Annotated in this window: 21 protein-coding genes; 17 read left to right on the forward strand and 4 right to left on the reverse strand. The window is 55.0% G+C overall.

The window, feature by feature from the left end:
• The 12 genes from murC (at window position 1) to nrdR (ending at window position 13519) form a co-directional block, all read left to right on the forward strand.
• Entirely contained in the window at window positions 1-1404 is a 1404-nt protein-coding gene (gene murC / locus IEX04_RS10805) for a UDP-N-acetylmuramate--L-alanine ligase (RefSeq protein WP_188685721.1), read from the forward strand.
• A gap of 17 nt (window positions 1405-1421) precedes the next feature.
• Entirely contained in the window at window positions 1422-2153 is a 732-nt protein-coding gene (locus IEX04_RS10810; protein ID WP_188685723.1) for a cell division protein FtsQ/DivIB, read from the forward strand.
• Window positions 2154-2371: 218 nt separating this feature from the next.
• Window positions 2372-3544, forward strand: coding sequence for a cell division protein FtsZ (gene ftsZ / locus IEX04_RS10815; RefSeq protein WP_188685725.1), 1173 nt, complete (start codon window positions 2372-2374; stop codon window positions 3542-3544).
• A gap of 19 nt (window positions 3545-3563) precedes the next feature.
• Window positions 3564-4286 carry a purine nucleoside phosphorylase YfiH/LACC1 family protein gene (locus tag IEX04_RS10820; protein ID WP_188685726.1) on the forward strand — a complete coding sequence of 241 codons (723 nt, stop codon included), beginning with the start codon at window positions 3564-3566 and terminating at the stop codon, window positions 4284-4286.
• Between the two features lie 125 nt (window positions 4287-4411).
• On the forward strand, window positions 4412-4963 hold the full coding sequence (locus IEX04_RS10825) for a cell division protein SepF (protein ID WP_096257125.1): 552 nt from the start codon (window positions 4412-4414) through the stop codon (window positions 4961-4963).
• Window positions 4964-4987: 24 nt separating this feature from the next.
• Window positions 4988-5284 carry a YggT family protein gene (locus IEX04_RS10830; protein WP_096257124.1) on the forward strand — a complete coding sequence of 99 codons (297 nt, stop codon included), beginning with the start codon at window positions 4988-4990 and terminating at the stop codon, window positions 5282-5284.
• 225 nt (window positions 5285-5509) lie between these two features.
• Entirely contained in the window at window positions 5510-6247 is a 738-nt protein-coding gene (locus tag IEX04_RS10835; protein ID WP_096257123.1) for a DivIVA domain-containing protein, read from the forward strand.
• 108 nt (window positions 6248-6355) lie between these two features.
• Window positions 6356-6928, forward strand: a complete 573-nt coding sequence (gene lspA, locus IEX04_RS10840; protein WP_229677106.1) for a signal peptidase II — start codon at window positions 6356-6358, stop codon at window positions 6926-6928.
• Window positions 6925-7872, forward strand: a complete 948-nt coding sequence (locus IEX04_RS10845) for an RluA family pseudouridine synthase (RefSeq protein ID WP_096257121.1) — start codon at window positions 6925-6927, stop codon at window positions 7870-7872. Before lspA ends, IEX04_RS10845 begins: the two co-directional genes overlap by 4 nt.
• Before the next feature lie 83 nt (window positions 7873-7955).
• Window positions 7956-11519, forward strand: coding sequence for a DNA polymerase III subunit alpha (gene dnaE, locus IEX04_RS10850; protein ID WP_096257120.1), 3564 nt, complete (start codon window positions 7956-7958; stop codon window positions 11517-11519).
• 73 nt (window positions 11520-11592) lie between these two features.
• Window positions 11593-12945: a histidinol dehydrogenase gene (gene hisD / locus IEX04_RS10855; RefSeq protein WP_188685728.1), complete on the forward strand. Its 1353-nt coding sequence runs from the start codon at window positions 11593-11595 to the stop codon at window positions 12943-12945.
• Between the two features lie 85 nt (window positions 12946-13030).
• Entirely contained in the window at window positions 13031-13519 is a 489-nt protein-coding gene (gene nrdR, locus IEX04_RS10860; protein ID WP_096257118.1) for a transcriptional regulator NrdR, read from the forward strand.
• A 103-nt stretch (window positions 13520-13622) separates the two neighbouring features.
• Here the strand turns inward: nrdR and map are convergent, their stop codons facing one another.
• Entirely contained in the window at window positions 13623-14498 is an 876-nt protein-coding gene (map, locus tag IEX04_RS10865; protein WP_188685734.1) for a type I methionyl aminopeptidase, read from the reverse strand.
• Between the two features lie 112 nt (window positions 14499-14610).
• On the opposite strand from map, the gene IEX04_RS10870 reads away from it, so the two are divergent.
• Window positions 14611-14805, forward strand: coding sequence for an SPOR domain-containing protein (locus IEX04_RS10870; RefSeq protein ID WP_229677107.1), 195 nt, complete (start codon window positions 14611-14613; stop codon window positions 14803-14805).
• A 64-nt stretch (window positions 14806-14869) separates the two neighbouring features.
• Here the strand turns inward: IEX04_RS10870 and panB are convergent, their stop codons facing one another.
• Window positions 14870-15706, reverse strand: a complete 837-nt coding sequence (gene panB / locus IEX04_RS10875; RefSeq protein ID WP_096257116.1) for a 3-methyl-2-oxobutanoate hydroxymethyltransferase — start codon at window positions 15704-15706, stop codon at window positions 14870-14872.
• 137 nt (window positions 15707-15843) lie between these two features.
• On the opposite strand from panB, the gene glnA (IEX04_RS10880) reads away from it, so the two are divergent.
• From glnA (IEX04_RS10880) to IEX04_RS10895, 4 genes are all read left to right on the forward strand, one after another.
• Complete coding sequence (gene glnA, locus IEX04_RS10880) at window positions 15844-17184, forward strand: type I glutamate--ammonia ligase (RefSeq protein WP_096257115.1); 1341 nt, start codon at window positions 15844-15846, stop codon at window positions 17182-17184.
• Window positions 17185-17234: 50 nt separating this feature from the next.
• Window positions 17235-20261 (forward strand): bifunctional [glutamine synthetase] adenylyltransferase/[glutamine synthetase]-adenylyl-L-tyrosine phosphorylase, encoded by a 3027-nt coding sequence (locus IEX04_RS10885; RefSeq protein ID WP_188685736.1) that lies wholly within the window; start codon window positions 17235-17237, stop codon window positions 20259-20261.
• An 8-nt stretch (window positions 20262-20269) separates the two neighbouring features.
• A complete protein-coding gene (locus tag IEX04_RS10890; protein WP_188685738.1) occupies window positions 20270-20776 on the forward strand; it encodes a DUF1990 domain-containing protein in 507 nt (168 codons plus the stop codon).
• A 121-nt stretch (window positions 20777-20897) separates the two neighbouring features.
• The gene (locus IEX04_RS10895) at window positions 20898-21365 is read left to right on the forward strand and encodes a nucleoside deaminase (protein ID WP_096257112.1); all 468 of its coding nucleotides are present in this window, start codon (window positions 20898-20900) and stop codon (window positions 21363-21365) included.
• Here IEX04_RS10895 and IEX04_RS10900 read toward each other — a convergent pair.
• The gene (locus IEX04_RS10900) at window positions 21362-21730 is read right to left on the reverse strand and encodes a hypothetical protein (protein WP_096257111.1); all 369 of its coding nucleotides are present in this window, start codon (window positions 21728-21730) and stop codon (window positions 21362-21364) included. The two genes, IEX04_RS10895 and IEX04_RS10900, sit on opposite strands and share 4 nt — an antisense overlap.
• Before the next feature lie 125 nt (window positions 21731-21855).
• Entirely contained in the window at window positions 21856-23280 is a 1425-nt protein-coding gene (glnA, locus tag IEX04_RS10905; protein ID WP_096257110.1) for a type I glutamate--ammonia ligase, read from the reverse strand.
• Window positions 23281-23467: the final 187 nt, after the last annotated feature.

The raw sequence follows: 23467 nt of genomic DNA on the forward strand, positions 1-23467 counted from the left end.
ATGGCACCGCAGCCAGGCAACCACATCGCCGAATTAGGCAAGGTACATCTGATGGGCGTTGGCGGCGTCGGCGTCTCAGCCGTAGCCCGACTGCTCCTGGACTACGGGGTAGCAGTCTCTGGTTCAGACGCCAAGGATTTGCCGGTCCTTGAAGGCCTTCGTGAACGTGGCGCTCGGATCCATATCGGCTACGACCCACAAAACTTGGGTGATGCGGACACCGTGGTCATCTCCTCGATCATCAAACCAGGCAACGCGGAATACGATGAAGCATTGCGCCGTGGACTGAAAATCATGCACCGTTCCGAGGGACTCGAAGCGACTATGCGTGGACACCAACAGGTGGTGACTATCGCCGGTACCCACGGAAAAACTACGACTACCTCGTTGACCGCCCACATGCTCAAAACCGCATCGGCTGCGCCATCCTTCGCCGTGGGAGCAAACATTCCAAGTCTTGGTACGAATGCGGAATTGGGCCGTGGAGAGATCTTCGTGGCGGAAGCAGACGAGTCTGATGCCTCGTTCCTAAACTACCGACCAAATGTCATTGTCGTCACCAATATTGAGGCGGATCATCTGGATCACTACGGCACCGCCGAAGCGGTCCACCAAGCCTTCGTAGAATTCGCTCGCTTGCTACCCGAAGACGGTCTGCTCATCTGTTGTGCCGATGACCAAGGTGCTAATGATCTTGCGCGGAAGATGCGTGCGGAACGACCCGAATTGAGGATTCAGACCTACGGCTTTGCCGATCACGCGGATCGCCGACTTAGTAACGCCCGGGCCTTGGACAATGGCCGATTCGAGGCCACCATCGAGTGGGGTAGCGGTCAGAGTCATATTCTGAATCTCGCGGTGCCCGGGGAGCACAATTTGCTCAACGCCGCAGCGGCACTAGCTGTAGGCATGGACGCGGGACTGGAAATTGAAGAAGCGTTAGTGGCGCTGGGAAGCTTTGCTGGTGCCGCTCGTCGCTTTGAATTTAAAGGCTCAGGCAATGGCGTTCGAGTCTATGACGATTACGCTCACCACCCCACCGAGGTTGATGCCGCGTTGAAGGCCGGCCGAGCGGTGGCAGGCAACGGAAAGTTGCACGTCATCTTCCAGCCACACCTCTTTAGCCGGACCCAGGAATTCTACCGTCAGTTTGCCCAGGCCTTGTCTTTGGCAGATAGCGTGCGGGTGTTAGAAATTTACCCTGCCCGCGAAGAGCCGATCCCTGGGGTTACCAGCGAGCTCATTGCCCAGCGCATTGAAGTACCTAGCGAAGTTCTCACTCCGCTAGCTGCAGTAGCCCATGCGGTGGAGTACGCCGAGCCTGGTGACGTGGTGATGACCATCGGCGCCGGTGATGTAACCGAACTGGGCGAGCAAATCGTTGCTGCATTGTCCTTCGACTAAAGCTGGAGGTTAATGTGATGGAAAATTCCAAGGTAGTCGAGCTTCCGGCAAGTCCGGAGAAAAAGCGTCGCAAGCTGCTACTCATTATTGCCGCGAGCATTGTGGCTTTGAGCGTTACCGCCGTGCTGGTGCTGAGTTTTTCTCCGTTGCTTGCGGCGAAAAAAATCGAAGTGACCGGCAGCAAACTGGTCAGCGAGAAAAAGCTACTTGAGGCGTTGGCCCCGTTGCAGGGGGTTCCACTGCCACGCATCTCAGAGTCGCGCGTAGCGGAACTCATCGGTGATGAACCGGCCGTAGATGAAATCGTTGTCCGAGCAAAGATGCCAGATACTCTCGTAGTTGAGGTCGTTGAAGCTGAACCTGTAGCGATCTTAGTGGACGGCAAGAACTCATTTATTGTTTCCTCCACCGGCGAGAAGCTGAAGAAGATTGGTGAGAAAGATAAAACCAAGCTTCCTCGCGTCAAAGCGTCAGATGAAACGAAAGATCCCGAGAAATTTCAACTGTTGACGGGAATTTTGAGTACCGTGGAGCCAAAGGTGCTCAAACAGGTGTCAACGGCGACCCTCACCCAGGCTGGCTTCATGGAGCTAGCCTTGCCGAACAAGCGAACTCTGATCTGGGGAGACGGAGATAAAGCCGCACTTAAAAACGAAGTGGCTAATATTTTCCTGAAACAGCTCAAAGAAAATAAGGCCAAGGCTAAAGTCATCGACGTAACCAATCCAGAAAACCCGGTGACGTATTAAGTCGTTCGCCACGGGCGAGGGATGAACATTCTCAAGGGAAATTCTGGAAAGATAGGTTTCAAGAGACGACACGCCCCAGCGGTCGTTGCAGAAAGCCAGCATGGCTCATAGCGTTCTTAATAGCGATAGCTTGACAGAATCTTAACCTTAAGGTTAAGAGTCAAGGTTCTACGCATGAATCGTGAAATATGTAGCACATCTAACAAGGGAAGCGGGACGTGGCAGCTCCACAGAATTACCTCGCGGTCATTAAAGTCGTCGGAATCGGCGGTGGCGGTGTAAACGCAGTCAATCGAATGATCGAAGTCGGTCTCAAGGGCGTTGAGTTCATCGCCATCAATACCGATGCGCAGGCTCTACTCATGAGTGATGCCGACGTAAAGCTAGACGTGGGACGCGAACTTACGCGTGGCCTCGGTGCTGGTGCTAACCCTGATGTGGGACGCCAGGCAGCCGAAGACCACGTAGAAGAGATCGAAGACGTTCTACGCGGCGCCGATATGGTCTTCGTGACCGCCGGCGAAGGTGGCGGCACCGGTACCGGTGGCGCACCTGTCGTGGCACGTATCGCCCGCGGATTGGGTGCACTGACCATCGGTGTCGTAACCCGTCCATTCACCTTCGAAGGTCGTCGTCGTGCTAACTCTGCCGAAAACGGCATTGAAGCATTGCGCGATGAGGTCGACACGCTGATCGTTATTCCTAACGATCGCCTGCTGTCCATCTCTGACCGTAACGTGTCGGTGCTCGACGCATTCCGTCAGGCAGACCAGGTCTTGCTTTCCGGCGTTCAGGGCATCACCGACCTAATCACCACCTCAGGGCTGATCAACCTCGACTTCGCGGACGTCAAGTCCGTGATGCAGGGTGCTGGTTCGGCATTGATGGGCATCGGCTCGGCCCGAGGCGAAGATCGCGCGGTTAAGGCCGCCGAACTAGCAATCGCTTCGCCACTGCTGGAAGCTTCCATCGACGGCGCACACGGCGTGCTTCTTTCCATCCAGGGCGGTTCGGATCTCGGCTTGTTCGAGATCAACGAGGCTGCTCGACTGGTGCAGGAAGTCGCACACCCAGAGGCAAACATCATCTTCGGTGCCGTCATTGACGACGCCTTGGGCGACGAAGCGCGTGTCACGGTGATTGCAGCAGGCTTTGACGAGCCAGATGTCACCAGCAAGCCAATGGCACCGTTGGTCTCCAAGCCAGCAGCGAACCGTCCAGCGCAAGAGCAGCCTGTTCCACAGGCTGCACCGGCAGAAGCGGCGCCAGCGCCGGAAGCGAAGCCGGTTGCTGCAGAGCAGAACAACTCCTTCCAGGATCTTCCTGATGTCGTCGATTCAGACCTTAACGGTTCGAACGATGATCTGGACGTTCCTGACTTCCTGAAGTAAACCAGCGATTAGCTGAGCAGTGCTACATTTCGCGTCGAACCTCGATTCGAGTATCCACCTGGCGTTTACCACGCAAGCCGAGGGAAACCTTGCCTTGCATGTGAACGATGATCCCCACCTAGTGGGGGAACATCGAGCCAGATTGGAAGACTCGATCGGGGTTCGACGTTTTTCTTTGCACTTCATGAACCAGATTCATTCCACCGAGGTTGTGCACATAGCCTCACAGCGGCGCACCTCGTGGACAGAGCCAGAAGCGCCAACCTGCGACGCACTGGTGGACCCCACCGGACGCGAAGCGTTGGCAGTAATGGTTGCTGATTGTCTGCCGGTGCTGTTCGTCGCAAAGGACGCTACCCAGAAGCAAACGTTCACCGCCGCAGCTCACGCGGGTCGACGCGGACTGCTGGACGGAATATTGACTCGTACAGTGGGTGAACTTCAAGCAGTGGGGGCCACCCACATCGAGGCCGTTATTGGCCCAGCAATCTGCGGCCGATGCTATGAGGTCCCAGAATCAATGGCCGCCGAATCCGAGGAATCTCGTCCCGGAATACGAAGCAATACTAGCTGGGGAACGGCGGCTCTCGATTTGCCGGCATCCGCGCAAAAGGAACTGTCAGATCTCGGAGTAAGCGTGCAGCAAAGCGGTGTCTGCACCCTAGAAGATGAGAGATTCTTCTCCTACCGAAGAAGTTCACGGTCGGGCCGACTGGCGGGGCTGATTTGGCCGAAAACATAGGCCCGCGCGACACACCGCGCAAAAAAATCGAATGAGCAATGCCAGTCGTTTGGCGTGCGGTAGCGTCAGAGTAGCGGAATCATGCACCTGGGGTTGCATGCACGGGACAACTGAGGAGAAAAAACGTGGCTGACGGACTACGCAAGGCAATGGTCTATCTCGGCTTGGCGGATGCCGTTGAGCAGAGTGAGGTCGAAACGGACAACTCAGAACCGAGGACCCAGGTACGGGCCGTCGATGATGTTGCAACGCAACGTCCAGTCGAGGCCCCGCGCCCGCAGCCGGTTGTTAAATCGGTTGCACCGCATTCAGTAGCCAAAGAACCAGAGAACGAATACCGTGCTCCGGTCACACCCATTAAGCGTGCCCCTTCAGTACGGGATGAGGATTCCGAATTGCGTCAAATTACTACCGTGCACCCACGTTCTTACAACGATGCCAAAATCATCGGTGAGAACTTCCGTGACGGAATCCCGGTGATCATGAATGTCACCGACATGGGAGAAACAGATGCCAAGCGTTTAGTCGATTTTTCGGCTGGCCTGGTTTTCGCTCTCCACGGCTCGATTGAACGAGTAACTAACAAGGTCTTCTTGCTGTCCCCAGCCACTGTTGAAGTACTGGGTGAAGACCGCAAGCAGTCCGAAGCCCAGGCGACCTTCTTTAACCAGAGCTAAGTTGCCAGGAGCGAGCGCGTAAAAATGGTGTTCGGGATAATTTATCTCTTGTTAGCTGTCCTACAAATTCTGCTAATAATGCGAATTGTGTTGGATATAACTGAAAGTTTCGCTCGGCACTGGCACCCTAAGGGGATTGCTCTGGTCGCTGCGACAACAATCGTCACGATAACTGACCCTCCACTCCGGTGGCTGCGTCGCAAGATCAAACCTCTGGATATCGGTGGAATCCGGCTTGACTTGTCATTTTTGATCCTGTTTATCGTCGTAATGATTGTCAAATCGATCGTAAGTGGCGTAGGTTACAACCTAGGGAACTGATTAGGCATTTCGTAGAAGAATACGAGGTTCTAAAGAGCTCCTGAAGGGCGAAAAACAGTAAAATTGAGTTGAACCGGCAGTTCGGTTTCGTAATTAGTGTCCGAATCGTTATATCCTTTAGGAAATGGTGCTCCGACTTCACCGGTCGCGACACTGAATGAACGGTAAGTGTTTCGCAAGACAGCAACTGTCGGGCGGAAATGATCCCAGTATTGAGGTGACCCAATGGCTTTGACGCCAGAAGACGTAGTCAATAAGCGGTTTCAGCCGACCAAGTTCCGAGAAGGCTACGACCAAGACGAGGTAGATGACTTCCTCGACGAGATCGTTGTGGAATTACGTCGCCTGACCGGTGAGAACGAAGAGTTGCGCCGCCGCTTGGCAGGGCAGGGTGGAGACACTAACGTCTCGGCCAAGGAACAGTCAGTTCCTGCTCCAGTTGCCGCCGCTCCAGCTGCTAAGCCAGCTGAAGAGAAGAAGGTCGAAACCAAGACCGAAGAGCCTAAGAAGGTCGAGACTCCAGTTGCTGCTCCAGCCGCTGAGGTCAAGAAGACCGAAGCTCCGGTTGCTGCAGCTAAGGTCGAGGACAAGAAGGACGCGGCTCCTGGAGCCAACGCTGTTCCTGCTGCTGCCCCTCGCACCGAGTCCGCAGAATCCGCAGCTAACGTGCTTGCCATGGCACAGCGTCTGCACGATGAATATGTCGCCTCCGGTGTTGAGCAGCGCGACAAGATCATCTCGGAAGCTAAGACCGAGGCAAACTCGCTGGTTACCACCGCAGAAGAAAAGAGCCGTAAGACTCTCTCTGCACTGGAGCAGCAGAAGTCGGTACTTGAGCGTAAGCTTGAGCAGCTTCGCGGCTTCGAGCGTGACTACCGTGCACGTCTGAAGACTTACATCGAAGGACAGCTCCGCGACCTTGAGTCGCAGGGATCCATTGATAACGCAGGGAAGACCAACTAATCCTTATCGGGTTTGATGGCTTGAACTAAATATAAGTACAATTAACGGTGGTGCTCGGATTGATCCGGCACCATCGTTGTTGTTTAAAGGGAATTAATGGGTAACAGTGTGAGTGCTTCACCATCTAGGAGTGCTGCCGCGGCTAAGCGCTTCACAGGTCTTGGCCTGATCATCGCCTTAGTAGCGCTAGTTCTTGATCAAGCCGTCAAGATTCTCGTTGAGAGAACAATGAAACTCGGAGAATCAATTGAAGTGATTCCGAATTTCTTGGATATCCACTACATTCTCAACCCGGGTGCAGCCTTTTCCATCGGCGAAGATTTCACCATCATTTTCGCCATTCTGCAGGCTGCGGTAGCCGTATACGTGATTTATCTGCTGTTGCGCAAAGTGGGCACACGCGGCTGGGCGATCGTCTTGGGTTCTTTGCTCGGGGGAGTGCTAGGAAATCTGACCGACCGCTTGTTCCGCGAACCGGCCTTTGGCTTCGGCCACGTTGTCGACATGTTTTCAGTCCAACACTTCGCAATTTTCAACGTTGCAGACTCATTTATTGTTTGTTCGATGATCGTCGTGGCCCTGATGCTGATACGCGGACGCAACCTCGATGGAACCATTGGTGATCCGCCCAAAAACAACAAGACTGACGCTGACGATGAGAAGACGGAGCCCACAGCATGAGCACTACTGGGGGAACTCAGATCCATGAACTGCTCGTGGCTGACGAGGATGCCGGACAACGGCTGGACTCGTATCTTGCCAAGGTGTTGGAGATCCCTAGAGTTTTAGCGAAGACGCTGTTCAAAGACTCCATGGTTGAAGTTAATGGACGTGTAGTAACGAAGCCGCTGAAGGTTAGAGCGGGCGACGCATTGCGCGTAAGTATTCCACCGCAGTCCGACCCACTAGAAATTAGAGTAATTGCCGTGGAAGATTTGAAGATCATTGCCGACGAAGACGACTACGTTGTCATCGATAAGCCGGTCGGAGTCGCCGCACATCCTTCTCCTGGATGGGTCGGGCCTACTGTCGTAGGTGCGCTAATGGCCGAAGGCTACAATATTTCTACCTCTGGTGCCGCCGAGCGTCAGGGCATTGTCCACCGCCTCGACGTGGGAACGAGCGGACTCATGGTGGTAGCCAAATCTGAGCGTGCCTACACGGGTCTGAAGCGCGCGTTTAAGGAACGCACCCCCAAAAAGGTTTATCATGCGGTAGTTCAAGGGCTACCTGATCCTCTTGAAGGCACCATCGATGCACCGATCGGCCGGCACCCAGGTCATGACTGGAAGTTCGCTGTCCTGGAAGGTGGACGCGACTCCGTCACGCACTATGAGATGCTCGAAGCCTTCGGCCGAGCAAGTCTGGTAGAAGTGCATCTAGAAACCGGACGCACCCATCAGATTCGTGTGCACTTCTCCGCCTTTGGGCACCCCTGCGTTGGCGACCAGACCTATGGGGCCGACCCTAACCTAGGTGCCGCGTTGGGGTTGACGCGCCAGTGGCTACATGCCAAACGGCTGGGATTTAATCACCCGGTCACCGGAGAATGGGTTGAATATGAGAGCGAATACCCGCATGACCTCGCCGGTGCGCTAGAACTGTTGCGCGAAGGTGGCTACTAGTCCTATGGCCCACCGGCTATGAGAGCTCCCACAGCCGGTGGCAGGTGGACGATATTCGTGGCGTAAATCGTTAGACTGGTTCAGTGAGCGCGACACGTGACGGATTTGTCCATCTGCATACCCATACCGAATACTCCATGTTGGACGGGGCAGCCCGGCTTTCGGAGCTTTTTGAAGAAGCTAACCGACAAGGCATGGAAGCCATGGCGATTACCGACCATGGATACCTTTTTGGTGCCTTCGACTTCTGGAAGCGGGCTACCGATGCCGGAGTAAAACCAATCATCGGCGTCGAAGCCTATGTAACTCCTGGCACGGCGAGAAACGATAAGACTCGTGTGAAGTGGCGCACCGACGAATCCCAAAAGGGTGACGACGTCTCCGGTGGTGGCCTGTATAACCATATGACCTTGTTGTCTTACAACAACAAGGGTATGGATAACCTCTTCAAGGGATCCTCCCGGGCATCGCTTGACTCAGTCTTTGGCAAATACCCACGCTGGGACCGCGAACTGCTCAACGAGCACTCCGAAGGCCTGATCGCCACGACAGGTTGCCCCTCAGGTGAAGTCCAGACCAAGTTACGTCTAGGCCAGTATGACGCGGCCAAGGCTGCGGCAGCCGAACTTCAAGACTTGTTCGGCAAAGAAAATTATTTCTGCGAGATCATGGACCACGGTCTAGAGATTGAACGCAGAATCACCAAAGATCTTCTGCGCCTGGCCCGCGAACTAGACATCCCGCTCGTTGCCACCAACGATCTTCACTACACCCATGAAGCCGATTCGAAGGCCCATGAGGCGCTACTGGCAATCAACTCCGGTTCCACTCTCGACGAGCCGACCTATGACCAGGGCGGCAGCCGTTTCGCATTCTCTGGATCTGGCTATTACCTAAAGAGTGCACGCGAAATGCGTGAGTTGTTCAAAGAACACCCCGAGGCATGCGACAACACCCTTGAAATCGCTGACCGTGTTGATCTTTCTTTCGACACCAACGCAAACTACATGCCTAAGTTCCCTTGCCCGCCGGGAGAAGACGAAACCAGCTGGCTCATTAAAGAAGTAGACAAGGGACTGCACTACAGGTACCCCAATGGCATCCCCGAAGACTCACGCAGGCAGGCCGACTACGAGCTTGATGTCATCATCAAGATGGGATTCCCCGGCTACTTCCTAGTCGTCGCCGACTTTATTAACTGGTCAAAGAGCAATGGCATCCGCGTGGGTCCAGGACGTGGTTCCGGTGCCGGTTCAATGGTTGCCTACGCGATGCGTATTACCGACCTGGACCCATTGGTACACGGGTTGATCTTTGAACGTTTCTTGAACCCGGAACGTGTTTCCATGCCCGACTTCGACGTGGACTTCGATGATAGGCGCCGCTCGGAGGTCATCAAGTATGTGACCGAAAAGTATGGCGACGAACGTGTTTCAATGATCGTCACCTATGGTTCCATCAAGACCAAGCAGGCATTGAAGGACTCCTCTCGTGTGCTGGGCTACCCATTTAGCATGGGTGAAACCTTGACCAAGGCCCTGCCACCGGCAGTGATGGCTAAAGATATCCCACTGAACGATATTGATAACCCAGATTCAAAGCGTTATTCAGAAGCCGGAGATTTCCGTAATCTGGTGGCCAACGACCCAGAAGCTGCACGTGTTTTCGAAACGGCCAAGGGCATTGAAGGGCTCAAGCGTCAGTGGGGCGTACACGCCGCCGGCGTGATCATGAGCTCGGATCCGATCATCGACGTCATCCCGATCATGCGTCGTATCCAAGACGGCCAGGTTATTACCCAGTTCGACTACCCGACCTGTGAAGGCTTGGGTTTGATCAAGATGGACTTCTTGGGGTTGCGTAACCTCACCATCATTTCCGACGCGTTGGAAAACATCACGTACAACACGGGGGATGAGCTAGACCTCGAGGTACTGACGCTCGAAGACACCGAAGCCTATAACCTGCTAGCTCGTGGTGACACCCTTGGTGTGTTCCAGCTCGATGGTGGGCCAATGCGCTCACTGTTGAAGATGATGCGCCCGGATAACTTCGAAGATATCTCCGCTGTGATCGCCTTGTACCGACCAGGTCCCATGGGCGCTAACTCGCATACAAACTATGCGTTGCGTAAAACCGGGTTGCAGGATGTCACCCCGATCCACCCGGAGCTCGCAGAACCACTAGCCGACATTCTCGGCGGAACCTACGGCCTGATTGTGTATCAGGAGCAGGTTATGGCGATCGCGCAGAAGCTTGCCGGCTACTCGCTGGGCCAGGCAGATATTCTGCGCCGTGCCATGGGTAAAAAGAAGAAGTCAGAACTGGATAAGCAGTTCGCCGGCTTCAAACAGGGTATGAACGACAACGGATATTCAGACGCAGCGGTGAAAACCCTGTGGGACATTCTGCTGCCGTTCTCCGACTACGCGTTCAACAAAGCCCACTCAGCTGCCTACGGGGTGGTGTCCTACTGGACCGCATACCTCAAGGCGCACTACCCGGCCGAATACATGGCAGCATTGCTCACCTCGGTCGGCGATGACAAGGACAAGCTGGCGCTGTACCTAAACGAATGCCGGCACATCGGCATCACCGTACTTCCGCCAGATGTTAATGAATCAGCACTGAACTTCACCCCTGTGGGTAAAGACATCCGCTTCGGCATGGGTGCTATCCGTAACGTCGGTGCTAACGCGGTGGCCGGCATGGTTGAAGCGCGAACTGAAAAGGGCGCGTACCGGGATTTCAGCGACTTTTTGAGCAAGGTCCCTGCAGTGGTCTGCAACAAGCGCACCATTGAGTCCTTGATCAAGGCCGGCGCCTTCGACTCGCTGAAGCACCCGCGCCGGGCTCTGGTGGCCATTCACGAAGAGGCCGTCGACTCGGTCATTCAGCTCAAGCGCAATGAAGCGGCGAACCAGTTTGATCTGTTTAGTGCACTGGATACCTCCGATGTCTCAGATGCGATGACGGTAGCAATTCCTGATCTTCCCGACTGGGAGAAGAAGGAAAAGCTTGCCTACGAACGAGATATGCTCGGTCTCTACGTCTCGGATCACCCGCTGCAAGGTTTGGGCTCCGCCCTTGACCAGTACGCGGACATGCCGGTGACGAGCGTGTTGTCCGATGAAGGACCAGCCGACGGACATGTCATTTCGATAGCAGGAATGATCAGCGGGCTGCAGCGACGTATTGCCAAAAAATCTGGCAACCCCTACGCACGCAGTGAAATTGAGGACCTTTCCGGTTCCATGGAAGTGATGTTCTTCGGTCAGGCCTACCAGCCAATCGCCGAGATCCTGGCCGATGACTTGATTGTCGTGATCAAGGGACGTGTACAACGCCGCGACGATGGATCGATCACACTTAACGCCCAAGAGATGATGATCCCCGAACTCTCCGATACCTCAGGTACCGGACCGGTAGTTATCGGTATACCTACGCATAAAGCTACCGAGACGCTAATCCAGAAACTCGGAGATGTGCTGCGCACCCATAGCGGAAACACCGAGGTGCGGGTAAAGCTCAGCGGAAGCCGTGGTACCTCCTTGATGAGACTAGGCATGAATTTCAGGGTTAATCCGAACCCTGCTCTGTTCGGAGATTTGAAGGTACTGCTCGGCCCGGCCTGCCTGGACGTGTAGCAATCGCATAATGTATGACCGGATGGGGTAACTTATGGGAACCCAATCCGGTCTTACACGTTAAACTGGGGTGGTGACCTTAAACCCAGATACCGATTTTTCCGAACTCGCGACCATTGATTGGCGTGGAGCGAAACTCAACCGTGCTCAGCTCAAAGCCAAATTGCCTCGACCTGAAATGAATTCGCAGACGGCCGCAGAGGTTGTCCAGCAAATCATCAACGACGTGCGTGAACATGGTATGGAAACGCTCAAGGACCTCGCCAAGCGGTTCGATAAGGTTGAACTGGAACATACTCGGGTCCCGCAAGCAGAATTAGATCGAGCCTTGAACGAGCTTGATCCGCAGGTCCGCTTGGCTTTAGAAGAGTCCATCAAGCGTGCCCGCTCCTTTGCTCAAGCTCAGTTGCCGCAGGACGTCACCGTTGAATATGGCCACGGTGGAACCGTGACGCAGCGCTGGGTTCCAGTGCGACGCGTTGGTCTCTATGTCCCGGGCGGATTGGCTGTTTACCCTTCCTCGGTCATCATGAACACCATTCCGGCGCAGGCTGCAGGGGTCACCTCGCTCGCGCTGGCAAGCCCACCGCAGGCGGATTTTGGCGGTCTGCCACACCCGACGATCCTGGCTGCAGCGAAGCTGTTAGGAATTACCGAGGTACACGCAATGGGCGGGGCCCAGGCCGTGGCGGCTTTCGCCTACGGGGTGCAGGTCCCGAACGATCAGCGTGGAGATATTGAACCGGTAGATGTTATTTCCGGTCCGGGCAATGTTTTTGTGGCCACAGCGAAGCGTCTGGTGAAAGGCGTCGTCGGTATCGACGCGGAGGCCGGACCCACCGAAATTGCGATTTTGGCCGATGAAACTGCCAACGCATCATTCGTCGCGGCAGATATGATCTCGCAAGCCGAACACGACGCTAATGCGGCTGCCGTGCTGGTGACCGATTCGCCGGCTCTCGCCACCGCTGTGCGCGCCGAACTTAGCACGCAGGTAGCGGCCACGAAACACACCGAACGCGTCCAGCAAGCCCTGTCCGGAAGACAGTCGGCAATCATCCTGGTTGATGATCTCGATCAGGGCGTCGAAGTGTGTAATGCTTACGCGGCTGAGCACTTGGAAATCCTCACCATAAACGCGGCGGAGGTGGCCGCACGGATCAACGCTGCCGGGGCGATTTTTGTCGGAGAATTTGCTCCGGTGTCCCTAGGAGATTATTGCGCAGGCTCAAACCATGTGCTGCCAACCAGTGGTACCGCACTGCACGCCTCGGGGCTGAACGTGAACACGTTCCTCAAAGCCATCCAGGTGATCAACTACGACAAGAGCGCGCTTGCTGAGGTGGCCACTCACGTGATCAATCTTGCCAATGCCGAGGACCTCCCAGCACACGGTGACGCGGTCGCGGTGCGTCAAGCCCATTAGACGCTAAACTGTTAGGTGACGTGTGTGAATTTCTATACGCCGACGGCGTTGGTTAGCACCACGATCGCAAAAAGTTGGAGGTGTCATGAATTGCCCTTATTGTCGCAACGCTGATTCGCGTGTGGTCGATAGCAGAGTCGCCGATGATGGCGTATCAATTCGACGTCGTCGTCAGTGCACCGAATGTTCGCGCCGTTTTACCACCACTGAAACTGCTGCGTTGAACGTGTTGAAGCAGTCTGGCGCGGTAGAACCTTTCTCGCGCCACAAGGTCATTAATGGCGTGCGTAAGGCATGCCAAGGACGCCCGGTAACTGATCACGATTTGGCCATCCTTGCCCAAGAAGTTGAAGAAACGGTCCGTACTTCAGGTGCAGCGGAAATTCCCGCGCATCAGGTCGGACTGGCCATCCTTGAGCCGTTGTCACGTCTGGACGAGGTTGCGTACCTAAGATTTGCCAGCGTCTATCACAATTTCCAGTCGCTCACCGATTTTGAAACTGCGATGGCGAAGTTGCGTGATCGCCGTTCCACAACGCCACAGGGCAACCAACGCCCACTAACCGCAAACTAACTTTGCACGCCAATGATGGCGACAGATACAGCGCAGGCCGAGTCCCACCCTTACGGTGTGGGACTCGGCCTGCGCTGTTTCACGATGTTGTAGCGCTTAGCAATTATGGGAGCGTAAGGATCTCAGCGCCCTCGTTGGTCACCAATAGCGTGTGTTCAAACTGTGCGGTGCGCTTTTTATCGCGGGTAGTGACCGTCCAGTCGTCTTCCCACATATCCCATTCGGTGGTGCCTAGGGTGAGCATCGGTTCGATTGTGAACACCATGCCGGGTTCGATGATGGTGTTATAGGCCGGTGCCGCATCGTAATGCGGAATGATCAGGCCGGTATGGAAAGCCTCACCGACGCCGTGTCCGGTGAAATCGCGGACCACGCCGTAGCCGAAACGCTTCGCATAGCTTTCAATGATGCGCCCGATGACATTAATTTCCCGGCCGGGCATTACCGATTTAATAGCGCGCTTCAGCGACATTTCGGTACGTTCAACGAGTAACCGGGATTCTTCGTCAACGTCCCCAACGAGGAATGTTGCGTTGTTATCCCCATGCACTCCACCAATGTAGGCGGTGATATCAATATTGATGATGTCGCCATCTTGGACCACGGTGCTGTCTGGGATGCCGTGGCAAATAACTTCATTGAGTGATGAGCATAAAGACTTTGGGAAACCGCGGTATCCCAGGGTGGAAGGATAGGCCTTGTGGTCCATGAGGAACTCGTGTCCCAGGCGGTCAAGCTCATCGGTGGTTATTCCTGGCTGGCAGGCTTTGCCTACTTCGGCCAATGCCTGAGCGGCAATGCGCGAAGCAATACGTATTCTTTCAATAACTTCAGGGCTTTTCACCTCTGAGGCAGTATTTTCCGCCGGGGCCTTCTTGCCCACATATTCGGGGCGTTCAATATCGGCCGGGACACTAAGTTCGGGAAAGATTGTGCCGGGAGTCAAGGTTCCAAGAGGTGCAGTTGCGACAGTAGCCATATAAACATTCTAACTACGCAATGAGCACAACATACGCTTTGAAGATCAACCGAACTGCGTGAGATTGAGCTAGCGTTGAGTCATCAAGATCCAACGACCCGAGGAGCTTACGGTGAGCGAGACTTCCATTTCAGAAGAAGGCAAGTATTGGTACAACGTATCAACGGGAAGTATTGAGAAGGGTCCACAGTCCGATTGGACGAAACTTTTAGGCCCCTACGATACTGAAGAGGCGGCACGCAACGCGATGAGCAAGGTGCAGGCTCGTAACGAAGCATGGGATGCCGAGGACGAAGAAGAAGCCTAAATATGCAGAACCCGCGTAGGGGAGTATTTCCATACGCGGGTTCTTCGTTTAAGCGCCAAGTCGCTTATTCTTTGAATTCGTAGTCGGCAGATGGGAAAGCACCGCTGACGACTTCCTGATGATATTGGCTTACCGCCGACGAAATCACCGAACGAAGATCAGCATATTTTTTGACAAAACGTGGCGTGCGGTTCGCTCCTAAGCCCAGCAAATCCTGCCACACCAAAACCTGGCCGGTGGTCGCGTTGCCCGCACCAATACCAATGGTTGGTACCGTCAACACTTCATCAACCTTCGCCGCGACAGGGCTCGGAACCATTTCCATGAGGATGGTGAAAGCGCCTGCGCGCTCTAGAGCTTTGGCGTCGGCGATCATGCTTTCGGCCGCGTCTCCACGACCTTGGATCCGGTACCCACCCAAAGCATGTTCAGACTGCGGGGTGAAACCGATATGTCCGATCACTGGCACTCCAGCTAGCACCATGGCACGGACGTGTTCAGCGAACTCGTGGCCACCTTCGATCTTCACCGCCTGCGCGCCACCTTCTTTCATCAGTCGCACAGCAGTGGCGACAGCCTGTTGGGCAGACTGCTCATAAGAGCCAAAGGGAAGATCTGCGACAACCAAAGCACGCTTGGTACCGTTTGAAACTGCCTTAGTGAAGACGATCATTTCGTCCACGGTAATTGGCAGGGTCGAATCGTAACCGATCACGGTATTCGCCGCTGAATCACCGACAAGTAGGATTTCGATCCCGGCTTGGTCGAAAATTTCCGCCATCATGACGTCATATGCAGTTAACATGGCAAACTTTTCGCCGCGTTCTTTTGCCTGCTGTAGATGGTGAACCCGAATGCGCGATGGGCCTTTGTCGGGGTCAGAAAGATATGGTTGTGGCATAGAAAAACCTTATCGCACTTATACCCAGCGATGCGGGGGGCGAGATCGGGGCTTAAAACGTATAGTCTTGCAACAAGTTGTTTAACTCCCTGCCGTGATCAGCGCGGGAATCAAAGATTTTTATAAGGCGGTGAATTATGGATCGTCAGCAAGAATTCGTGCTGCGCACCATTGAAGAACGAGACGTTCGATTTGTGCGTATGTGGTTTACCGACGTGGTCGGTTCCTTGAAGTCTGTTGCACTGGCTCCGGCTGAAGTAGAAGACGCTTTTGAAGAGGGACTAGGTTTTGACGGCTCCTCGATCGACGGGCTGTCGCGCATCTCCGAGTCGGACATGCTGTTGCAACCGGATCCTGCGACCTTCCAGATCTTGCCGTGGCGCGGTGAAGTAGAACCCACCAGTCGCATGTTCTGTGACATCCTCACCCCCGAAGGTCAGCCATCTAACGCGGATCCACGTCAAGTGCTCAAGCGTCAGCTGACCGAAGCCGCTGATATGGGCTTTACCTGCTACACACATCCAGAGATCGAGTTCTACCTGCTAGAAAGTAGCAAACTGGACGCGCAAGGACGCCCGCAGCCAATTGATAACGGCGGCTATTTTGATCATGTGCCCGACGGAGTTGGGCAAGATTTCCGTCGCGCCTCGGTCACGACCTTGGAAGCTCTGGGAATCTCGGTAGAGTTCTCCCACCATGAGACCGGTCCTGGCCAGAATGAAATTGATTTGCGCTACGCGGACGCGTTACAGACCGCGGACAACATCATGACCTTCCGTACGGTGATCAAAGAAATGGCGATGCAGAAGGGCATTCATGCAACCTTCATGCCCAAGCCGTTTTCGGATCAGCCAGGCAGCGGCATGCACACTCATTTCTCGCTCTTCGAAGGCGATTCAAATGCGTTCTTTGAAGCCGGCCGTGAGTACCAATTATCTGATGTCGCCCGATCATTTATCGCAGGCATACTGCACCATGCGCCAGAAATGACGGCAATCACGAACCAGTTCGTGAATTCCTATAAACGACTTTGGGGCGGCGGCGAAGCTCCAAGTTACCGTTCCTGGGGCCATAACAACCGTTCAGCTTTGGTGCGCGTGCCACTGTATAAGCCGGGTAAAGGCCAAAGCGCACGAGTGGAATATCGCGGTATCGATTCGGCAGCGAACCCTTACTTAGCGTATGCAACACTGCTTGGCGCCGGGCTGAAGGGGATTCGCGAGAATTACGAGCTAGAGGAACCAACCGAAGACGACGTGTGGGCATTGTCCACCGCCGAACGGCGCGCTTCGGGCCACGTTCCGCTACCGGGTACCTTGCATGACGCGCTGAAGGCTATGGAAGAATCCGAATTCATGGCCGAGGTACTTGGCGAACAGGTCTTCAACTCATTCTTAGCGAATAAGCGAGCAGAATGGGAAGAATACCGTCAGGTAATCACCCCTTTTGAGCTCAACAAGTATTTGGGAATCCTCTAAAACGCACGTCACGCGCACCTTGTGGCGGCAGCAGGAGACACACGAAAAACATGGCAGAAGTATCCTCACGTGCACTGATCAACGCTGGCTTCAGCGATACCGAACGCGCGAAGAAATTCCTTGAATCAGAGGAACTAGCGCAAATTGACCCGGTGCTTATTGTGAGGATGATGGCGCACGCGCCGGACCCAGACCAAGCACTGTTACTGGCCTTGCGTTTGGTAGACCGCCATCCGGAAGCTGCAAGTATTTTCCGCGAGCCTGAGAATTGCCTCGCATTGGTCCGTCTGCTTGGCGGGTCTTCGGCTCTGGGAGAGTTTCTCATCCGGTGTCCTGAAGCATTGGACATTGTGCGTGAGGCTCCGAGCAAAACCTTTAAACCGGTCAGCTTGGAAACTATGCGTAGCGCCATGCTGGAGTCTGTCGGGGCAACCCGAACGGCCAATAATCATTGGATTTCCTCCAGCATCGGTGCTGATGCGCGGCAAAAACTCCGTGCAAGTTATCGTAAGGCCCTGCTGTCCTTGGCATACCGTGACCTTGGAGCTGCAGACCCGCAAGAAATTCTTCCGCTGGTTGCCGCAGAACTGGCAGATATGGCTGGCGCAGTGCTTGAAGGCGCATTGGCGATTGCACGCGCTGAAGCCTCCGAGCAATACAGTCCGGAGGACGTTGACTGCGTCAAGCTTTCTATTATTGGCATGGGTAAATGTGGCGCCCGGGAACTGAACTATATTTCAGATGTTGATGTCATTTACGTGCATGGAAGCACTCCTCACGTAGATGAGGATCTGGCGGCGGCCATTGCCACGGTTCTTTGTGGCAACACGGCACGGGTCATCATGACTCCGGGCCCGGAACCGATGCTTTGGGAAGTTGACGCAAATCTGCGCCCCGAGGGTAAAGACGGTGCGCTGACGCGGACCTTGTCGTCGCACGAGGCGTATTACAAACGCTGGGCACATTCTTGGGAGTTCCAAGCCTTGCTCAAAGCACGTGCCATCGCCGGAGATACCGAGCTGGGCCGCTCTTATGAGCGCATGGTCTCACCGATGGTGTGGTCGAGTTCGGAACGCGAAGGTTTTGTGGAATCCGTTCAAGCGATGCGCCGCCGGGTGACAGATCATATCGACAAGGAAGAAATTCCTTGGCAGATTAAGCTCGGTCCAGGTGGGCTACGTGATGTGGAATTCACCGTGCAGTTACTGCAGCTGGTCCACGGACGAGTTGAACCGTCCATTCAGGTTCCAACGACCACGCTAGCGATTCGGGCCATGAGCGAAACCGGCTATATCAGTCGTGAAGACGCCAAAAACTTCGACGAGTCCTACCGGTATTTACGCCTGCTAGAGCACCGTATCCAGTTGAGCCAGCTTCGGCGAACCCACCTGATGCCACGCGTCGAGGGCGCCCAGCGCGTCCTTGCCCGTGCGGTGCGCGGGGTCGGCGATTTACAAGCCACCAATCCCGAGCGGTTACTGCGCCGCTGGAATGAGACCAAACGTTTGGTCCGTTCCCTGCATGAGCGTATTTTCTACCGGCCACTGCTGGTCACTAGCTCAAACCTTTCTGCAGACCATGTCCGGTTGACTCCAGAATCGGCTCAGGCACGATTGCGAGCCTTGGGCTATTTGGATCCGAAGGCTGCAATGCGCCATATCGAAGCGCTCACCGGGGGAGTATCGCGCCGTTCTTCACTGCAACGACAGTTGTTGCCCGTGTTGTTAGATTGGTTCGCTCACGGTGTAGACCCGGATGCCGGGCTACTGGGGTTTCGCCGATTGAGTGAGGCCCTGGGCAAATCGCCTTGGTTCTTAGGGATGCTACGCGATACCAACGCGGCCGCCGAGCGGCTGAGTCATCTGTTGTCCAACACTCGCTTCCTTACCGACCTGTTGGCTAATGAGCCTGCTGCGGCGGCTTGGCTGGGTTCTAACGCAGCCTTGATACCGCAGTCCTATCAGAGCCTGCAACAGCAGAACGCCTCCATCATCCATCGGACTAAGCAGCCAGAAGCGGCAATTCGACAAATTCGCCTGGTACGCCGACGCGAATTCTTGCGGGTAGCGCTTGCCGACGGGGCTGGACTGTTGAATGTCTCGCAAGTTGGAGAGGCACTTTCGAATATCGACGGAAATATGATCGATGGTGTGCTGAAGGTATTGCTCAATGCTGATCAACAAAAGCATGGTGAGCATGCGGTGATTACCGTGATTGCCATGGGCCGGCAAGGCGGTGCAGAAATCGGTTATGGTTCGGACGCTGACGTGCTCTTTGTCCAACGGCCCATGCCCGGCGCGAGCGCACAAGAATCGCAGGAACAGGCACTACGAGTGGTCACGGAGCTGATTTCTTGGTGTGTGAAACCGCTGAAGCCAGCGATCCCCGCCGAAGTAAAGCTCAAAGTTGATTCGGATCTACGCCCCGAAGGTCGCGCCGGGATGCTTGTTCGCTCGCTTGACGGATACGCAAAATACTACGAGCGGTGGGTGGAAGTTTGGGAACGGCAGGCGTTACAGCGTGCCCGTCCTTTTGCCGGTGACACACAGCTTGCCGAAGACTTCATTAAACTTATTGAGCCAGTTCGCTACGGTAAGGGACTTGAAGAGTCTGAGATGAAAGACATCCGTAAGATCAAGGCACGTGTGGAGTCCGAAAGGCTTCCACGCGGAGCGGATCCTAACCGGCATCTTAAACTTGGTCGGGGGTCACTATCTGACATTGAGTGGTTGGTGCAGTTTTACCAGCTTCAGTACGCCTGGAAACATGCCTCCTTGCGCACACCAGCGACCCGCAAAGCACTTGATGCGATGGCCGGACTAGAACTGATCAGCGAAGAAGATGCCGAACTTTTGGACTACACCTGGTCAATGGCTACCCGTATTCGCAGTGCCGAGATCATCACTTCGGGACGCTCCAGCGATGTGCTTCCACGGTCCGCCCGCGATATGGAGGCAGTAGCGCGTTGGTGTGGTTACGAAGCAAATCAGGGATCTGCTCTGGAAGAAGATTATCTGCGAGCTACGAGACATTCTCGGGCGATTTTTGAACAACTCTTCTACGGCTTCGAAGACTAGGTCAGACCTTGAAAAACCAGAACAAAACGTCGTTGACCGAACCGTCGAACAGTAGCTGGGCACCAAGCACGGAAGGGTATGCGTGCTGGGCAAAGAGCATCTACATCGGCCAAGGCGTTGAGCAGTGGCGGTGGGCCTGCTCTCAGTTGCTGAGCTGGGGAATCAAAACGCGCAGTGGTTTTCGGGTGACTCCCGCCGTGCCGGTAGTACCCGGACAAGAACCAACGATCAGCGTGCACGCCCTAGGGCTGACGGTACTAGAACCGGTTCGGGTGATAGCGGTAGTGAACACCGAATACCGCGTGGGTTTCGCTTATCAAACACTTCCCGGACATCCGGTCTGCGGGGAAGAAGCATTTATTCTAGAACGCCGTGATGAGAATATTTTCCTCACCATCAGGTCATTGACCAAACCTTCATCTGCTATGCCGTGGCGAGTGCTGTATCCGTTGTTACGTGTAGCGCAAGTTCTGGCTCGGTGGCGGTACTTTCGTGCGTTGAAGCTCAAAAGCTAATAAATAACTCATCAACGAGACTCCCCGTTTATCGGAGATTTTGCCTAGACTAGCGTCAGGCCTCAGGGTCAGCTGAGCACCAAGTATTATTCCTACAACAGAGTATGGAACGGTAGAAGAAATGGACGAGCGATTCATGCGTGAGGCCGTGGAGATGTCTCGTCGCGGTATGCAAGCAAATCAGGGCGGCCCTTTCGGCGCAGTGGTTGTGAGGGCCGGCGAAATCATCGCTACGGGCACCAACCAGGTTACCGGATCCAATGATCCTACCGCCCATGCCGAAGTGGTCGCGATACGTAACGCCGGCACAAAACTGGCCACCTTTGATCTTTCAGATTGCGAACTCTACACAAGCTGCGAGCCCTGCCCGATGTGTCTGGGCGCAATCTATTGGTCGCGTTTTAGGCACGTCTACTACGCCAATACCCGGGTTGACGCCGCGGGCATCGGTTTTGATGATGAGCTGATTTATACCGAGCTCGACAAGCCAATGGGGGAGCGGCTTATCCCATTCACGCATGCGCCCCTTGAAGCGGCCGCGGAGGTCTTTACCGAGTGGACCATGAAAGAAGAAAAAACCCGCTACTAACCGCCCCGGTATGGGGTAAGCCTTGACTCGACATCTGGCCATGGCACGATGATTCGCTCTGTGGGCGCCAATGCTTTGGTCAGTAAGGCGTCGGCGACTACGATGCCATGAGCCGAGACCTCAATGATGGCTAATGGCACCTTTTCACTGGGGTCCACGACATGTAATGCCCATTGGTTGGCAAGCTCGCCGATTCCACGCTCTAAAAGCAGCTCTTCGCCGTCCATATAGTCGCATGCAACGAGTACCGGGTGGCCAAGGACTGAGCGCGGGCACACCTTGTCGTAGGCTTCGTCCAGCGGCTCCAGATAGCCCACGATTTCGTTGTCGTCGCGTTTGACCGCTAGCCATGTACTGATGTCCATGACTCCACGCTATGTCAGACAAGCTCCACGTGCTAAGTCTTATGGCTTATTTGATTCGTTAACGCAGAAGGCCTGTCCCAGCGGGACAGGCCTTCAGTTAGCGGTTGGCTAGCAGGTGTGAAGAATTAGCAACCGTAGTAGAGCTCGAACTCGTATGGGTTCGGGCGCAGGCTCAGTGGCTTGATTTCGTTTTCACGCTTGTACTCGACCCAGGTGCGGACCAGGTCCTCGGTGAACACGCCGCCTTCGAGCAAGAACTCGTAGTCGGCTTCTAGAGCCTTCAACGCGTCTTCTAAGCTCTCTGGAGCGCGCTGGATGTCCTTGGCTTCCTCGGCAGGAAGCTCGTAGAGATCTTTGTCGATTGGGTCCGAAGGCTCGATGCGGTTCTTGATGCCGTCCAAGCCAGCCATGAGCTGTGCTGCGAAGGCCAAGTATGGGTTCGAGGATGCATCAGGTGCACGGAACTCAATACGCTTTGCCTTAGGGTTCGAACCGGTCACTGGGATACGGATACCTGCGGAGCGGTTGCCCTGCGAATAGACCATGTTCACTGGAGCTTCGTAGCCCTTGACCAGACGACGGTAGGAGTTCACCGTTGGGTTGGTGAATGCCAGCACCGCCGAAGCGTGCTTCAGCAGGCCACCGATGTACCAGCGAGCGGTATCGGAGAGTCCTGCGTAGCCCTTTTCGTCGTAGAACAGTGGCTCGCCCTTGGCCCACAGCGACTGGTGCACGTGCATGCCCGAGCCGTTATCGCCGAAGACTGGCTTTGGCATGAAGGTTGCTGACTTGCCCCAGGCATCGGCGACGTTCTTCACAACGTACTTGAAGAGCATCAGTTCGTCGGCTGCGTGAACCATGGTGTTGAACTTGTAGTTGATCTCAGCCTGGCCGGCTGCGCCGACCTCGTGGTGGCTGCGTTCAACTTCGAGACCCACGTTGTCCAACTCGACACAGATGGCGTCGCGCAGATCTGCCTGCTTGTCGGTTGGCGACACTGGGAAGTAGCCACCCTTGTAAGGGGTCTTGTAACCCTGGTTGCCGCCCTCTTCCTTGCGGCCGGTGTTCCAAGGCGCTTCGTCAGAGTCGATCTTGTAGAAGGCGCCCTGGGGGGTGGACTCGTAGCGGACGTCTTCGAAGATGAAGAATTCTGCTTCTGGAGCAAAAACTGCCGTGTCTGCGATACCGGTTGACTCTAGGTAGGCTTCGGCACGCTCTGCAACGCCACGTGGGTCGCGGTGGTAAGGCTCACCGGTGCGTGGGTTGATGATGGAGAAGTTGAATGCCAAGGTCTTCTCGATGCGGAACGGATCAACGAAGCCGGTGGTGACATCCGGGATCAGCTGCATGTCGGAGTCGGAGACTCCAGCGAAACCGCGGATGGAGGAACCGTCAAAGAGCTGACCGTTGACGAAGAAGTCTGCGTCCACGGATTTTGCCGGGACGTTGAAGTGCTGCTGAACGCCTGGTAGATCGGTGAAGCGGACGTCGAGGAACTTGACTTCTTCCTCGGCAATGTAGGCCAAGACTTCTTCTGGACTGGTAAACATGTGCAGGTTACTCCCTGTTGAGATATTGGTTTGGTAAACGGAACGATCACACAAGTGAATGTGACCGGTTCTCTTGCTTACCTAGTAATCTTACCTAGAATCCGTTTCACAATGGTGTCTCGATTGTTTCGGCCACGTTACATAGGAATAGTTTGGGCGCGTCGTGCCCCGTCAGTGGGTGCAATGT

The organism is Glutamicibacter ardleyensis, from assembly GCF_014644555.1.
Lineage (GTDB): Bacteria > Actinomycetota > Actinomycetes > Actinomycetales > Micrococcaceae > Glutamicibacter > Glutamicibacter bergerei.